Source organism: Nocardia niigatensis NBRC 100131 (genome assembly GCF_000308655.1).
GTDB lineage: Bacteria > Actinomycetota > Actinomycetes > Mycobacteriales > Mycobacteriaceae > Nocardia > Nocardia niigatensis.
Window position 1 is genome coordinate 84,429 of sequence record NZ_BAGC01000109.1, and the last position, 17,049, is coordinate 101,477.

Below are 17,049 nucleotides of genomic sequence, written 5' to 3' on the forward strand. Positions count from 1 at the left end.
TCGGGTCAAGGCCACTGTCCCCGATGACGCCACGACGTGGGTGGCTGCCGCGCGGGTGAGGGCAGCGCCCAGGCCGCCGCACGGACCCCCGTGGTATGCCGCGGCGGCCGCGTCAACGTGGTCAAGGCCAGGACCAGGGCGGCGAGTTCGTCATCGCCCGGTCGCCCCGACTCCACCGCCAGCACCGCTGGTCCGCCGCTCATGCGGGCGGATTGCCGTGTTTGCGGGCGGGCAGGGGCGCGTGCTTGGCGCTGAGCATCGCCAGGCTGTCGATGAGCACGGCCCGGGTGTCGGCGGGGTCGATGACATCGTCGACCAGCCCGCGCTCGGCGGCGTAGTACGGATGCATCAGCTCCTGCTGGTATTCCTTGATCCGCTGGGCCCGAACCAGATCCGGGTCCGGCGCGGAACCGATCTCGCGGCGGAAGATCACCTGAGCGGCCCCCTCCGCGCCCATCACGGCGACCTCGTTGGACGGCCAGGCGAACGACAGGTCGGCGCCGATGGATCGGGAATCCATGACGATGTACGCCCCGCCGAACGCCTTGCGCAGGATCACCTGCACCCGCGGGACGGTGGCGTTGCAGTAGGCGTAGAGCAGTTTCGCGCCGTGCCGGATGATGCCCGCGTGCTCCTGATCGGTGCCGGGCAGGAAGCCCGGCACGTCGACCAGGGTCACGATGGGGATATTGAACGCGTCGCAGGTCTGCACGAATCGCGCCGCCTTCTCCGAGGCCTCGATATCGAGCACGCCGGCCAGGACGCAGGGCTGGTTCGCCACGATGCCGACCACCTCACCGCCGAGGCGGGCGAAGACGCAGAGGATATTGCGGGCCCAGTGCGCGTGCACCTCGAAGTACTCGCCGTCGTCGACGATTTCCTCGATGACGGCCCGCATGTCGTAGGCCTGGCTGGAATCGGCGGGCACCAGGTCGGCCAGGGCGTCGTTGCGCCGATCGGGTGCGTCGGCCGGCTCCTCGGCGGGCGGGCGCTCACGATTGTTGGCGGGCAGCAGCGAGATCAGGTAGCGCACCTCGTCGAGGCATTCCTCCTCGGTGTCGTACACGAATCCCGCCACGCCCGAACCGGAGCCGTGCACGTCCGCGCCGCCCAGTTCGTCATGGGACACCTGCTCGCCGGTCACCGTGCGCACCACATCGGGTCCGGTGACGTACATCTGCGAGATGCCGCGCACCATGAAGACGAAGTCGGTCAGGGCCGGCGAGTACGCGGCGCCGCCCGCACAGGGTCCGAGCATCACGCTGATCTGCGGGATCACCCCCGAGGCGCGGACGTGGCGGCGGAAGATGCCGCCGTACCCGGCCAGCGCGGTCACGCCCTCGTGAATCCGAGCGCCCGCACCGTCGTTCAGGCCGACCAGCGGCGCGCCGGCCGACTCGGCCAGGTCCATGAGCTTGTGGATCTTCTCCGCGTGCGCCTCACCGAGCGAGCCGCCGAAGATCCGGAAGTCGTGGCCGTAGGCGAATACCGTGCGCCCGTGGACCTTTCCCCAGCCGGTCACCACGCCGTCGGTGTGCGGCTTGCGGTCGGCCATGCCGAAGGCGGTGGCCCGGTGCCGCCGCAGCTGATCGACCTCGCGGAAGGTGCCCGGGTCGAACAGCAGCTCCAGCCGTTCGCGCACCGTGAGTTTGCCGATCGAGTGCTGGCGTTCGGTGGCACTCGGCGGAATACCGTGTACCGCTTCGTGTTTCACGCCGTGCATTTCGGCGACCCGCGATCGCAGCCGCGGGGGCGCGATGGCGGCGGGCCGTTCGACGAGTTCGGTCATCAGTGCTCACTCCGTTCCGGTGCCGGGAAATGGCCCGACTCGATGAAGAATTGGATGTAGGTGCGGAAGAGGTCGCCGGACACCGGCGGGCACACGATGCCGCTGCCCGCCAGCATCGCCTCGGTCTCGGACACGTCGATGGGCGGATAGAACGCTGCCGTGTCGCCGATCATCGCCTCGAAGGCGTCGAGGAGCGGGACCAGCGCATTGTCCGTGTTCGAGCCGACCTCGGCGAGCCAGTCGATCCGGTCACGGTCGGCGATCGGATAGCCCATCGCCCGCAACCGGTCGACCAGTTCGAGCAGCGCGACTCGGAAGGGATTGTGCAGGTGGAAGATTCGCTCGGCGGCTGCGGGACGGGCGGCCAGGGCGACGATCGCGGCGCTGACGTAGTCCACCGGCGCCAGGTGGAAGTAGCCGTCGCCGACCGGCGGGACCGCTTTCGCCTGGATGATGCCCTTGAGCGTGAGCCAGACGAAGTCGCGGGTCTGGCAGGCGCCGTGCCGCTGATCGCCGGAGATCACGTCGACCCGGTACACCGAGACCGGCAGTCCACGCTCCCGCGCCAGCGCGATGTTCTGCTCGGCAACCCATTTCGTGCGCAGGTACCCGCTGGGCAGCACCTCGGGCGGCCCGGTCGGGTCGTCCACCGCCAGCGGAGCGCCGTCGGCGGATGCGCCGGGGAAGACGCCCACAGTCGACACGTAGTGGACCGGCACCGTCCGATGCCGGGCGGCCAGGCGCAGAATCTCCTCCGTGCCAACGACATTCGCCTCGCGCAGCAGCTGGTACGGCTGCAACCAATGCACCGTCGCGCCCGCGTGGAACACCACGTCGACCAGGGCGGCCAGCTCGTCGAAAGCGGCCTCGGACAGGCCGAGCCGCGCGGCCGCGAGATCGCCGACGATAACGCGGACACGGTTCAGGTCCACCTCGCCCGACACCCGGTAGAACTCCAGGTTCGAGATCAGCCGCTGCGTCGCGGCCGCCTCGTCCGCCCCCCGGACCACGCAGTGCACCACGGCATTCGTGGTCGTCATGAGATCGCGCAGCAGGAACGCGCCAAGGAAGCCGGAAGCGCCGGTGAGCAGAACGTGGCCGGGATCGGTCGCCACCCGGACCACCGTCTCCGCGGGGCGGATGTCGTCGGCCAGATGCACCTCGGCGCCGAAGTCGATCGCGCCGGTTGCCTCATCGTCGCCTGATGCGGCGAGGATGAACGCCGCCAAGGCCTCCGGGGTGGGATGGTCGTAGGCGACGGTGGCAGGCAGCCGGGTGCCGAACGCGGCCTGGAGCCGATTGCGGTATTCCACCGTGGCCAGCGAGTCGAAGCCCGCCTCGCTGAATTCCCTTGTGCTGTCGAGTGCTTCGGTGCCCTGATGCCCGAGGACGGCGGCAGCCTCCCGCAGCACGATCTCGAGCACGATGGCGTACTGCTCGGCGGGCGACCGGCCGTGCAGGAGCTCGGCGACCGAGACGGTCGCCTCCGCATTGCCCGCCACCGCACGCTGGGTGGGCAGCAGGCCCGAGAGCAATCGGGTCGGCCGGGCACGCACCGCCGACAGTTCGAGCGGGGTGGCAACGAGCAGCGCCCGACCCGACCCGACGGCTGCGTCGAGCAGTGCGAGACCGGAATCGGCGGGCAACGGCGGAAAGCCGCCGCGCGCGATCCGCTGCTTGTCGGCCTCGTCGAGATGTCCGCTGATGCCGCCCTCCTGCTCCCACAGACTCCAGGCGATCGAGGTCGCGGGCAGTCCCAGCTCGGCACGGTGGGCGGCGAGCGCATCGAGGAAGACGTTAGCCGTGGCGTAGTTCGCCTGACCCGGGCCGCCGATGATCCCGGCCACCGAGGAGAACAGCACGAACGCGGTGAGTTCACGGTCCAGGGTGAGCTCATGCAACAGCCAGGCGGCGTCCGCCTTCGGGCGCAGGACCGCGGCCAGCCGGTCCGGGTCGAGGTCGCGCAGCAGGCCGTCGTCGGTGGCGCCCGCGGTGTGGACGACCGCGGTCACCGGGTGCGCGGCCAGCACGGCGGTCAGAGCGGCGCGGTCGGCGGCATCGCAGGCGACGATGTCGACCCGCGCCCCGGCGGCCGTCAGTTCGTCCCGAAGCGCTTCCGCCCCGGGGCTTTCCGGTCCGCGGCGGCTGAGCAGCACCAGGCGGTCGACCCCGCGCTCGGTGACCAGGTGGCGGGCCAGCATCGCACCCAGCGAGCCGGTGCCACCGGTGATCAGCACGCACTCCCCCGCCCAGCGGGCCGGGGTGGGCAGGGCGACGCGATGCAGTCGCGGCACGAAGACGCGGCCCTCGCGAATCACGACCTGGGGTTCCCCGGCCGTGACGACCGCGGCCAGGGCGGCGGTCGAGGCCGGGTCGTCGTCGATGTCGGCCAGCACGATGCGGCCGGGCAGCTCCGACTGGGCCGAGCGCAGCAGACCCCAGACGCTCGCGGCGGCGACGTCGGTGGCCCCGGCCCCCATGGCCCGCTCGGTCACCACGACCAGCGGTGCGGCGGTGCGGTCCTCGACGGCGATCCACTGCTGCGCGAGAGTCAGTGCGCGGCGGGCGAGTTCGTGCGCGCCGAGCACCGGGTCACCGGTCGGCGCGGAGCCGATCGGGGCCAGGATGGCGTCGACCGGCTTGTCCGCGCCGGCGGCCTCGGCCAGGTCCGCGAACAGCGTGGTCTCCCCCACCTCGGGCAGGGGCTCGGTGCCGGAGACCGCGCCCCAGCGGATCGCGCGCCCGCTGACGGCGGCGGGCATCCAGTCGACGGTGAAGGACATCTCGTCGATATCCGGCCGTGCCGCAACCGATTCCGCCGGTGCCGTCATCACGCGCAGGGTGGCCACGGCCACGCCCGCCCGGTCGGCGAGCAGCAGCGTGGTCGAGCCGTCGCCGCCGGTGTGGGCCAGCACCCGCAGGGCCGTGGCACCGGTGGAGAACAGCCGGACGTCCCGCAGTTCGCGTACGGTCCCGGGGGCGACGGCGGCCAGCGCGGCGTGCAGCAGCACCGGGTGCACGCCGAAAGCGGCTGCCTCGGCGGCGAATTCGTCCGGTAGCGCGACCTCGGCGTGGGTCTGGTCGTCGGCCGCCGCCGGAGGCCATTCGGTGAGTTCGAAATCCGGTGCGCCGATCCGCAGTCGGACGGTGCCGCGGGCGTGCAGGATCCAGGGTCCCGAGGACCCGGAGGCCCGGGAGTGGATCGACACGGTGCGGTCGCCGTTGTCCAGCAGGCCGCCGACCCGGGCCTGGATGTGCAGGTCGGCTCCGGCGGGCATGGTCAGCGGGGTGCGAACGGTCAAGGCGGACAGTTCGGTACAGCCGAGTTCGTCGGCGGCGCGGGTGGCCAGTTCCACCAGCACGGCGGCGGGGACGGGCGCGCTCTGTTCGATCCAGCGCTGCCGCCGGGACAGGCGGCCGGTGGCGACCACGCCGTCGGCGGCGCTGTCGGCCATGTCGACCGCCACCTCGAGGACGGGGTGGCCGAGGGCGGATCCGGTGCCCGCGGCCCCGATGACGGTGTCGCCCGCCCAGTGCCGGGAACGCTGGAAGGCGTAGGTGGGCAGGCTGATTCGGCGTGCGCCGGTGCCCGCGAACACCTGTTCCCAGTCGACGCGCACGCCATGGGTGTGCAGGGCGGCGACGGCGGCGAGCGCGGTCTCGTCGTCCTCGGCGGTGCGGCGCAGGACGGGGATGGAGACGTGCGGGCGGTCCTGGAGGGTTTCGTCGACCAGGGCGCTGAGGATGGCGTCGGGCCCGATCTCCACGAACTTGGTCACCCCGGCGGCGGCCAGGGCTTCCACACCGTCGGAGAACCGGACGGTGCCGCGAATGTGGCGCGGCCAGTAGGCGGGATCGGCGTGGTCGCCGGGGGCGGCGAGCGCGCCGGTCACATTGGACACGATGGGCATGCGGGCGGGCTGGAAGGCGAGCCCGCGGGCCACCGCCTCGAACTCGTCCAGGATCGGGTCCATGTGGTGAGAGTGGAAGGCGTGGCTGACGGCCAGGCGGCGGGAGCGGGTCCCGCGCTGTCCCAGGGTTTCCGCGATGGCTTCCAGGTCCTCGGCCGATCCGGCGAGCACCACCGACGCGGGTCCGTTGACGCCCGCGAGGCTCACCCGGTCGGAGAGCTGGTCGCGGACGGCGTCCTCGCCCGCGCGCACCGCGAGCATCGCGCCGCGCGGCAGCGAGTTCATGAGGCGGGCCCGCGCGGTGACCAGGGTAGCGGCGTCGGCCAACGAAAGCACGCCCGCCTGCTGGGCGGCGACGAGTTCGCCGACCGAGTGGCCGGTGAGGTAGTCGGCGCGAATGCCCCAGGACGCCACCAGCCGCGCCAGCGCGTATTCGACGGCGAAGAGGGCGGGCTGGGTGACGGCGGTTTCGTCGAGCCGCTCGCCGGAGGTGATCTCGTCGCGCAGCGGTCGTTCCAGCAGCGGGTCCAGGTGGCCGCAGACCTCGTCGAACGCGGCGGCGAAGGCCGGGAAGGCGTCGTAGAGACGCAGGCCCATGCCGGGGCGCTGGGCGCCCTGGCCGGTGAAGACGAACGCCGTCTTGCCGGTTCGGGTGGAGGTGGGGTCGGCGGTCAGACCGGCGAGCAGTTCCGCGCGGTCGCGACCGACGGCGACGGTGCGGTACTCCAACTGGGTGCGGGTGGTCGCGAGCGAGTACGCGATGTCGAGATCCCGCACGTCGGTGCCGGCGGCGAACTCGGCCAGCACCGCCGCCTGCGCCCGGGCCGCGGCCGCGGATTTGCCGGACACCGGCCAGGGCAGGACCGGCAGCCGAACCGGTTGCGGTGCAGCGTATTCCGAATGGTCAGCTGAATCCTGCTGCGCCTCTGCGGTTTCCGGTGCAGGGGCCTGTTCGATGACGACGTGGGCGTTGGTGCCGCTGACGCCGAATGAGGACACCGCGGCCCGGCGCGGAGCCCCGGTCTCGGGCCAGGGCTGGGTTTCGTTCAGCAGGCGCACCGTGCCCGACGACCAATCCACGTCCGGGTTGGGTGTTTCCGAGTGCAGGGTCTTGGGCAGTACGCCGTGGCGGATGGCTTCGATCATCTTGATGACGCCGCCGACGCCCGCCGCCGCGACCGAGTGACCGATATTGGATTTCATCGACCCCAGCCACAGCGGCCGCGCCGAGGTGCGTTCCCGCCCGTAGGTGGCCAGCAGCGCCTGGGCCTCGATCGGGTCGCCCAGCCGGGTGCCGGTGCCGTGGCCCTCGACGGCGTCCACCTCGGCGGCGGAGAGTCCGGCGTCGGCCAGGGCCGCGCGGATCACGCGTTCCTGGGACGGCCCGTTGGGCGCGGTGAGCCCGTTGGACGCGCCGTCCTGGTTGATCGCGGACCCGCGGAGTACGGCGAGTACCTCGCGACCGGAGGCGACGGCGTCCGAGAGGCGTTGCAGCGCGAGCAGACCCACGCCCTCCGACCAGCCGGTGCCGTCCGCGCCCGCGCCGTAGGACTTGCAGCGGCCGTCGGCGGACAGGCCGCGCTGCCGCGAGAATTCGATGTAGCCGCCGGGGTGTCCGTAGACGGTGACACCGCCGGCCACCGCGAGGTCGCATTCGCCGCGGCGCAGCGCCTGCGCCGCGAGGTGCACGGCGACCAGCGAGGACGAGCACGCCGTGTCGACGGTGAGGGCGGGGCCCTCGAATCCGAAGGTGTAGGCCAGCCGGCCCGAGACCACGCTGCCCAGTCGCCCGGTCATGGCGTAGCCCTCGAGTTCCGGCGGTGCGGCCAGGTCGAGGTAGCTCTGCTCGCCAGCGCCGACGAAGACGCCGGTGCCGCTGCCGCGCAGCGACATCGGGTCGATGCCCGCGGATTCGAAGAGTTCCCAGGCGGTTTCGAGCACGACCCGCTGCTGGGGGTCCATGCCGAGGGCCTCGCGCGGGGAGATGCCGAACAGTCCGGCGTCGAAATCGGTGGCGTGGTCGATGAATCCGCCGTGGCGTGTGGTCGAGGTGCCGATGTGCTCGGGGTCCGGGTCGTACAGGGCCGCGACGTCCCAGCCGCGGTCGGCGGGCCATTCGGTGATGGCGTCGGTGCCGGTGGCGACCAGGTCCCACAGCTGGGCGGCGGAGGTGACGCCGCCCGGGTAGCGGCAGGCCTGCGCCACCACCGCGATGGGTTCGGCCGACGCGGATTCGAGTTCGGTGATACGGCCCTTGGCCTTGGTGAGTTCGGCTGTGGCCCAGCGCAGGTACTCGACCAGTTTCTTGTCTTCAGGCATTGCCGGTGTCCTCTTTCTCAGCCCAGCTCGTGGTCGGAAATGCGGCCGAGTTCGCCGTCGATGAAGCTCAGGAGTTCCTCGGCCGAGGCGGTGGCGAGGCGTGCGTCGACGGCCTCGGTCGCGGGGCTCTCGGGGGCCGGGTTCGCCGCCCAGCGGCCGGCCAGCTCGCGCAGGCGCTCGGCGATCCGGTCGCGGTCGGCCGCGCCCAGGTCGTCGGCGACGCGTTCCCAGCGGTCCAGTTCCCCCCACAGCACGTCGACGGGGGCGGGCGGGCGCAGGGCGTCGAGGACGAACGCGGCCAGGTCGGCCGGGGTGGGCCGGTCGAAGACGGCGGTGGCGGGCAGCGTGGTTCCGGTCGCCAGGGACAGGCGGTTGCGCAGCTGCACCGCGGTCATGGAGTCCATGCCGAGTTCCTGGAACGGGCGGTCGGCTTCGATGCTCAGGGGCTCGGCGATGCCGAGCACCGCGGCCAGCTGGGCGCGCACGGTATCCACCACCGCGTCGAGCTGTCGCGTCTCGTCGAGATCGGCGAGCCGGGCCCGCAGGACCTCGGCGGTGTCGGCCGTGACCGCGGCAGGGCGGACCGGCGCGGATCGCGGTGTGTCACCGGCGGTTTCGCTGTCGGCGCCCAGTCCCAGGGTCCGAAACTCGACGGCCTCGGCGCTGAATACCGGGTTCCCGGCCGGATCGGTCAGGTACGCGGCGACCGCGTCCCCGTCCACCGGCCGCACGTGGGCCCGGACGGCGTCCGCGCCCGTGGCGTACAGCCGCACGTTCCGCCAGCTGACCGGCGCCAGCAGCGAATCCGTGCCGAGGGTGCTCGGCAGCGCCGCGTCCAGCAGTTCCGGGTGCAGGGCGAATCCGGTGGCCTGCGGCGCCGATTCGGCGGGCAGATGGTGCTCGGCGGGTTGGTCGGAGAGCACCGGCGTCCCCGGATCGCCGCCGCGGGCGAGCGTGCCGGTGGCGATCGCGGCCCAGCTGCCGCCCGCGGACCTGGCCCGGATTCCCGCAGTGCGGCGGCCGGTGTCGTCGGCCGCGCCGATGACCACGTGCAGCTGAGCCTCCTGGCCCGCGGGGACGGTGAGCGGCCGGGTCAGCTCCAGCTGCTCGATGTGGTCCGCGCCGACTTCGTCGCCGGCCCGCAGCATCAGGTCGATGAGGACAGCGGGCGGGACCAGGGTGGCCGCGGGTGTGGTGTGGGCAGCCAGCCAGGGCATCGCGTTCGGGTTCAGGCCACCGGTGAGTAGCACGCTGTCGGCGTCGGGCAGGTGCAGGACGCCGGTCAGCACGGGGTGCTCGATCGGGTCGAAACCCGAGGTGGCGGTGGTAGCGGTCGGGTGCAGCCAGTACCGATCGCGCTGGAACGCGTAGGTGGGCAGGGCGACCCGGCGCGCGCCGGTCCCGGCGAAGAACGCCGCCCAGTCGACGGTCGCGCCGAGGCAGTGCAGCTGCGCCACACCGGCGATGAGGGTCCGGGCCTCATCGGTGTCGCGCCGTTGCAGGGCGATGGCGGCGGTGTCGGTGACCTGGTCGGCCAGCGGCGTGAGGACCGCGTCGGGTCCGACCTCGGCCAGCACGGTCACATCGAGGGCGGCCAAGGTGGTTGCCGCGTCGGCGAATCGGACGGGACAGCGAATCTGGTCGACCCAGTACTGCGCGGTGGTGGGCTCGGCGATCCGACCGGTGACGGTCGAGACGAACGGGATGGCGGGTGTGGAGTAGGTGACGGATTCCGCGACGGCGCGGAACTCGTCGAGCATGGGGTCCATCAGCGCCGAGTGGAAGGCGTGGCTCACGGTCAATCGCTTGTGCCGGCAATCCAACTGGGCTACGACCGCCAGCACGGCGTCCTCCGGGCCCGAGAGGACCACCGACTCCGGACCGTTCACCGCCGCGATCGACACCGACGCACCGAGCAGCGGCAGCACCGTTGCCTCCGGCACCGACACGGCGACCATCGCGCCACCCGTGGGCAGCGCCTGCATCAACGCGCCACGGGCCGCCACCAGACGGGCGGCGTCGGCCAGCGAGAGCACCCCGGCCACGTGCGCGGCCGCGAACTCACCCACCGAATGCCCGGCGACGTAGTCGCAGCGAATCCCCCAGTGCGCCAGCAGTCGCGCCAGGGCGACCTCGACGGCGAACAGTGCGGGCTGGGCCAGCCCGGTGCCGTCGAGACCGTCACCGGTGGTGATCAGTTCGCGCAGGGAACGGCCCAGCAGCGGGTCGAGGTGCGCGGCCGTCTCGTCGAACGCGGCGGCGAAGACCGGGAAGCGTTCGTACAGGCCCATTCCCATGCCGAGGCGCTGCGCGCCCTGGCCGGTGAAGACGAAGGCCGTGCCGCCCGAGCGCGCCGCGACCGGCCGGGTGTCGGCCAGCGCCGCGCCCAGTTCCGCGGTGTCGCGGCCGACCACGGCGGCCCGGTGTTCGAAGGCGGTGCGTGCGGTGGCCAGCGAGTACGCGATATCCAGTTCCCGCGCTGCCGAATTCGCGACGAACTCCCGCAGCCGGGCCGCCTGGGCGTCGACGGCGGCCGGGGTTCGGCCGGAGATCAGCCACGGCAGCACGGGCAGTACCAGCGAGACCGGCTGCGGCTCGGCCACGTCCGGCTCCGGGGCCTGTTCGACGATGACGTGCGCGTTGGTGCCGCCGAAGCCGAACGACGACACACCGGCCCGGCGCGGCTGCCCGGTCTCGGGCCAGTCCCGCGCCTCGTTCAGCAGTTCCACAGACCCGGCGGACCAATCCACCTCGGGCGACGGGGTTTCCGCGTGCAGGGTGCGCGGCAGGACGCCCCGCCGCATGGCCTGGATCATCTTGATCACGCCGCCCACGCCCGCCGCCGCCTGCGAGTGCCCGACGTTGGACTTCAGCGAGCCCAGCAGCAGGGGACGGTCCCCCGCCCGATCGCTGCCGTAGGTGGCCAGCAGGGCCTGGGCCTCGATCGGGTCGCCGAGCCGGGTGCCGGTGCCGTGTCCCTCGACCGCGTCGACCTCGGAGGCGAGCAGGGCGGCGTCGGCGAGCGCGTCGCGGATGACGCGTTCCTGGGACGGGCCGTTGGGCGCGGTCAGTCCATTGGACGCGCCGTCCTGGTTGACGGCCGAGCCGCGCAACACCGCCAGCACCTCGCGACCCTCGCGGCGCGCGTCGGAGAGTCGTTGCAGCGCCAGCAGTCCCGCGCCTTCGGCCCAGCCGGTGCCGTCGGCGCCCGCGCCGAAGGATCGGCAGCGGCCGTCCACCGACAGTCCGCGCAGGCGGGAGAACTCCACGAACGCCTGCGGCGTCGACATCACGGTCACGCCACCGGCCAAGGCCAGGTCGCATTCGCCGCGGCGCAGGGATTGCGCGGCCAGGTGCAGCGCCACCAGGGAGGACGAGCAGGCCGTGTCGACCGAGATCGCGGGTCCTTCCAGACCCAGCGAGTAGGCCAGGCGGCCCACCGCGATGCTGCCCGCGCTACCGGCGAACAAGTAGCCCTCGTGTTCGCCGCCCACGCCGGGGCGAGCGCCGTAGTCGGAGTACATCACGCCCGCGAACACGCCGGTCCGGGAGCCGCGCAGGCTGCGGGGCACGATGCCCGCGGCTTCCAGCGCCTCCCAGCCGGTTTCGAGCAGCAGGCGCTGCTGCGGGTCGACGGCCAGAGCTTCGCGCGGCGACAGCCCGAAGAAGCCCGCGTCGAACAGGTCCGCGTCCATCAGGAATCCGCCGCCGCGACTGTAGGACCGCCCGGCCTGTTCGGCGTTGCTGTCGAACAGCGAGCCCAGGTCCCAGCCGCGGTTGGTCGGGAATTCCGAGACCGCATCGACGCCCCGGAACACGAGGTCCCACAACTGTTCCGGATCGGTGACGCCGCCGGGATAGCGGCAGCCGACGCCGACGATGGCGATGGGTTCGTCGTCGCGGGCGGTCACCATGGCCGTCGTGAGGGCCTGCGGCTTCGCGCCGACCAGTTCACCGGACAACCGCTCCGACAGCGTGGCGGGCGTCGGGTAGTCGAAGACCAGGGTGGCGGGCAGGCGCACGCCGGTGGCCTCGGCCAGCCGGTTGCGCAGTTCGACCGCGGTCAGCGAATCGAACCCGAGATCCTGGAAGGACCGGTCCGCGCCGACCGCGCTCGAGCCCGAATGCCCCAGGACCGCGGCGGCATTGGTGCGGACCAGGTCCAGCAGGGCCGCGGCGCGCTCGGCTTCGGTCAGCTGGGCCAGGCGGGCGGCGAACCCGTCGCGCGGAGCCTTGCGGGCGCGCGCCGCCGGGGCCAGGCGGCGGAACACCGCCGGAACGTCGCCGGAGGACCGCAGGGCGGCGGTGTCGAGGCCGGTGACCGCGAGCAACGGGACGTCGAGGGCGGCGGCCACATCGAAGGCGTGCAGCCCGGCGGCGGTCGGCAGCGGCAGCACGCCGATGCGGCGGATGCGCTCGCGATCGACGGCGCTCATCTCGTCGGTGATGCCGCTGGCCTGCTCCCACAGGCCGTAGGCGATGGACACCGCGGGCAGGCCGAGCGCGCGGCGGTGCTCGGCGAGCGCGTCGAGGAAGGTGTTGGCGGCGGCGTAGTTCGCCTGGCCCGCCGTGCCGACCAGACCGGCCAGCGACGAGAACAGTACGAACGCACCGAGATCCAGGTCGCGGGTGGCCTGGTGCAGCGCCCAGGCCGCGTCGACCTTGGGCCGCAGCACACTGGTGACCTGGTCGGCGGTCAGCGATTCCACGATGCCGTCGGCGAGCACGCCGGCGGTGTGCACGACCGCGCGCACCGGGTGCGCGGCGATGACGGCGGCCAGCTCGGCCGGATCGGTGACGTCGCAGGCCAGAACCGCGACGTCCGCGCCGCGCTCGGTCAATTCGGCCCGCAGTTCGGTCGCGCCGGGCGCGTCGAGGCCGCGGCGGCTCAGCAGCAGCAACGAGCGGGTGCCGTGGGTGTGGACCAGGTGCCGGGCGAGGGTTGCGCCGAGGGTGCCGGTACCGCCGGTGATCAGCACGGCGCCCTGCGCCCACGGATCGGTGTCGACGGTGGCGGCGCGGGCGCGGATCAGGCGCGGGACATGCAGTGCCCCACCGCGAATCGCCACCTGCGGCTCACCGCTCGCGACGGCGGCGTCGAGACTGTCCCACGAGCCGGACTCGGCATCGAGGTCGATGAGGCTGAAGCGGTCCGGGTGTTCGGTCTGGGCCGCGCGGATCAGACCCCAGGCCCCGGCCTGCGGCAGATTCGCCGCGGCGGGACCGGCCGCGGACTCGGTGATGATCACCAGCCGGGAACTCGCGAACCGCTCGTCGAGGATGGCGGTGCGCACGACCGCGAGGGCGCGGTGAACGACATCGCGTGCGGCGGAAGGGATCTCCGCGTCATGGTCGGCGGCAGGCAGCTTGACCACGACTACGGCCGGTGTGCCGGTGACCTCGTCCAGCGCGGCGTATCGGGTCGCTACGCCCGGCACATCGCCGACCGCCACCCACCCGGTGCGATCGGATGTCGCAGCAGGAGTGTGGATTTCGCTCCATTCCAGCTCGAACAGCGTCTGGTCCGCACCGGCCGCGGCCTGCGGACGCAAGGCCAGGGCGTCCACGGCGAGGAGGGTCGCGCCGGAGTCGTCGGCGATGAGCATGGCCACCGCGTCTCGCCCGGCCGGGGTGATCCGGACCCGCAGCGTCGTCGCCGGGAATTCGGGGATCGTGACCCCGGACCACGAGAACGGCAACAGCGCGGGCCGATCGGTGTCGGAAATGCCCGGGACGAGGGCGTGGGCCGCGGCGTCGAGCAGCGCGGGGTGCATGGTGAACCGGTCGGCCCCGGCGGCGTACTCGTCGTCGAAGGCGAGTTCGGCGAACAGGTCCTCGCCGCGACGCCACAACCGGCGCAGGCCGTTGAACACCGGGCCGTACTCGTAACCGTGGTCGGCCGCGCGGTCGTAGGCCCCGGTGAGGTCGACCTCCTGCGCGCCGCGGGGCGGCCACTCCCCGATGGCGCCGGGGTCGGTGCTCGCGTCGGCCCCGCTCAGCAGGCCGGTGGCGTGCAGTCGCCAGTCCTGGCCGCCCGCCAGGCGGGAGCGGATCTCCAACTGTCGCTTGCCGCTGTCGTCGGCGGCGGCGATGCTGACCCGGATCGTCACCGGTTGATCGGTGAGTTCCAGGGCCGCGGCGATGGTGAATTCCTCTACCCGGGAGGGTTCTTCCGCGACTTCGGCGGCGGCCCGGAAGGCCAGTTCGAGCAACAGGGTGCCGGGCACGATGGTGGCGCCGTCGATGGTGTGCTGGGTCAGCCAGGGCTGGGTATTGGGGTCGAGCACACCGGTGAGCAGCGTGCTGTCGAAGTCGGACAGGTGCAGCACGCCGGTGAGGATGGGGTGGTCGACCGGGTCGAAACCCGAGGCGGCCGCGGCCGTGGTGGGGTGCAGCCAGTACCGCTCGCGCTGGAACGCGTAGGTGGGCAGGGCGACCCGGCGCGCACCGGTTCCGGCGAAGAACGCCTCCCAGTCGATGCCGATTCCGTGCGTGTGCAGGCCCGCGAGGCCGCGCACGAGGGTGTCGGCTTCGGCGCTGTCGCGGCGCTGCATCGCGATCGAGGGCGTGTCGGTCACGGCTTCCAGCAGCGGCGTGAGGACGGCATCGGGGCCGATCTCGGCGATGGCGCTGACGCCGAGTCCGGCGAGAGTCGTCGCGGCGTCGGCGAAGCGGACGGCCCCGCGCACCTGGTCCACCCAGTAGTCCGCGCCCGCCGGCTCGGTGACCTGGCCGGTGAGGGTGGAGACGAACGGGATGGTGGACGGCGAATAGGTGATGGTCTCCGCGGCCGCGCGGAACTGCGCGAGCATGGGGTCCATCAGGGCCGAGTGGAAGGCGTGACTGACCGTCAATCGCTTGTGCCGGCAATCCAACTGGGCTACGACCGCCAGGACCGCATCCTCGGGACCGGACAGGACGACCGACTCCGGACCGTTCACCGCCGCGATCGACACCGATTCACCCAGCAGCGGCAGTACCGTCGCCTCCGACACCGACACGGCGACCATCGCGCCACCCGTGGGCAGCGCCTGCATCAACGCGCCCCGGGCCGCCACCAGACGTGCCGCATCGGCCAGCGAGAGCACCCCGGCCACGTGCGCGGCCGCGAACTCACCCACCGAGTGGCCCGCCACCGCACGGATATGCACGCCCCAGGAGCGCAGCAGCCGCCACTGGGCGACCTCGACGGCGAACAGGGCGGGCTGGGCCATTCCGGTGCCGTCGAGTCCCTCGCCGCTGGTGATCAGCTCCCGCAGCGAGCGGCCGAGCAGCGGATCCAGCAGTGCCGCAATCTCATCCAGGGCCTCGGCGTAGATCGGGAAGCGGGCCGCCAGTTCCGCGCCCATACCGATCCGCTGCGCGCCCTGACCGGTGAACACCACGCCCAGCCCGCCCTCTCCGGCGACGATGGGCGCGGCGTCGGCGACGTCCGCGCCGGGCCACAGCACGGTGCGGTGCTCGAAGGCGGTGCGCGCGGTGGCCAGCGAATAGGCGATATCCAGTTCGCGGGCAGGCGAACCCGCCACATACTCGAGCAATCTGGCGGTCTGCGCTTCGACGGCTTCGGGTGTCCGGCCCGAGACGAGCCACGGCACCACGGGCAGTTCCACCGTGACCGGCTGCGGCTCGGCGGTTTCCGGCACCGGGGCCTGCTCGACGATCACGTGCGCGTTGGTCCCGCCGAAACCGAACGACGACACGCCGGCCCGGCGCGGCTGCCCGGTCTCGGGCCAGGCGCGGGGCTCGACGAGCAGCTCCACCGCGCCCGAGGACCAATCCACCTCGGGGGTGGGGGTTTCCGCGTGCAGGGTGCGGGGCAGCACGCCGTGCCGCATGGCCTCGATCATCTTGATCACGCCGCCCACGCCCGCGGCCGCCTGGGAATGCCCGAAGTTGGATTTCAGCGAGCCCAGCAGCAGCGGTTGCCGGCCGGCCCGGTCACTGCCGTAGGTGGCCAGCAGGGCCCGCGCCTCGATCGGGTCGCCGAGCCGGGTGCCGGTGCCGTGGCCTTCCACGGCGTCGACCTCGGCGGCCGACAGGCGGCTGTCGGCCAGGGCCGCCCGGATGACGCGCTCCTGCGCGGGGCCCGACGGCGCGGTCAGGCCGTTGGAGGCCCCGTCCTGATTGATCGCGCTGCCGCGGATGACCGCCAGGACTTCCCGCCCCGCGGCCACCGCATCCGACAAACGTTGCAGCACAAGCAAACCAGCGCCCTCGGCCCAGCCGGTGCCGTCGGCGCCCGCGCCGTAGGAGCGGCAGCGGCCGTCCTCCGACAGACCGCGCAGCCGGGAGAACTCCACGAATGCCTGCGGCGTCGACATCACCGTGACGCCACCGGCCAACGCCAGGTCGCACTCCCCGCGCCGCAGGGACTGCGCCGCCAGATGCAGCGCCACCAGCGAGGACGAGCACGCGGTGTCGACCGAGATCGCCGGGCCCTCCAGGCCCAGCAGATAGGCCAGGCGGCCCACCGCGATGCTGCCCGCGCTACCGGCGAACAGGTACCCCTCGAACTCCCCGCCCACACCCGGCCGCGCACCGTAGTCGGAGTACATCAGTCCGGCGAACACACCGGTCTGGGTGCCGCGCAGCGCGCGCGGCACCAGTCCCGCCGATTCCAGGGCCTCCCAACCGGTTTCGAGCAGCAACCGCTGCTGCGGGTCCATGGCCAGCGCCTCGCGCGGCGACAGGCCGAAGAAGCCCGCGTCGAACAGGTCCGCGTCGAGCAGGAATCCGCCGCCGCGGCTGTAGGACCGGCCCGCCTGCGCGGCGTCGCTGTCGAACAGCGAGCCCAGGTCCCAGCCGCGGTTGGTCGGGAATTCCGTCACCGCGTCCGCGCCCCGGGTGACCAGGTCCCACAGTCCGGCCGGGTTCACGACCCCGCCCGGGTAGCGACATCCCAGTCCCACCACGGCGATCGGCTCGCGCATCGATTCCTCGACGGCAGCCAACTGCTTGCGGGCCTGGTGGGAATCCGCGATCGCACGCTTGAGGTATTCACGCAGCTTCGCCTGGTCGGACATCGGC

General features: G+C 72.6%; 3 protein-coding genes and 1 pseudogene. All 4 read right to left on the reverse strand.

Going from position 1 to position 17,049, the window contains the following annotated elements:
* Positions 1-5 precede the first annotated feature (5 nt).
* On the reverse strand, positions 6-203 hold the full coding sequence (locus tag ON33_RS41930; protein ID WP_157184856.1) for an acyl-CoA carboxylase epsilon subunit: 198 nt from the start codon (positions 201-203) through the stop codon (positions 6-8).
* Complete coding sequence (locus tag ON33_RS33445) at positions 200-1,789, reverse strand: acyl-CoA carboxylase subunit beta (RefSeq protein WP_040863147.1); 1,590 nt, start codon at positions 1,787-1,789, stop codon at positions 200-202. The genes ON33_RS41930 and ON33_RS33445 overlap by 4 nt, the downstream gene beginning before the upstream one ends.
* Positions 1,789-8,016, reverse strand: a pseudogene (locus ON33_RS44175) (type I polyketide synthase); the annotation flags it as partial. The gene ON33_RS33445 and the pseudogene ON33_RS44175, both read right to left, overlap by 1 nt.
* A gap of 20 nt (positions 8,017-8,036) precedes the next feature.
* A complete protein-coding gene (locus ON33_RS42945; RefSeq protein WP_051153291.1) occupies positions 8,037-17,045 on the reverse strand; it encodes a type I polyketide synthase in 9,009 nt (3,002 codons plus the stop codon).
* Positions 17,046-17,049: the final 4 nt, after the last annotated feature.

What these genes read in the sequence shown, in the direction of transcription:
- ON33_RS42945 (WP_051153291.1), bottom strand. Translation starts at nt 17,045, where the DNA reads ATGTCCGACCAGGCGAAGCTGCGTGAATACCTCAAGCGTGCGATCGCG.
- ON33_RS33445 (WP_040863147.1), bottom strand. Translation starts at nt 1,789, where the DNA reads ATGACCGAACTCGTCGAACGGCCCGCCGCCATCGCGCCCCCGCGGCTG.
- ON33_RS41930 (WP_157184856.1), bottom strand. Translation starts at nt 203, where the DNA reads ATGAGCGGCGGACCAGCGGTGCTGGCGGTGGAGTCGGGGCGACCGGGC.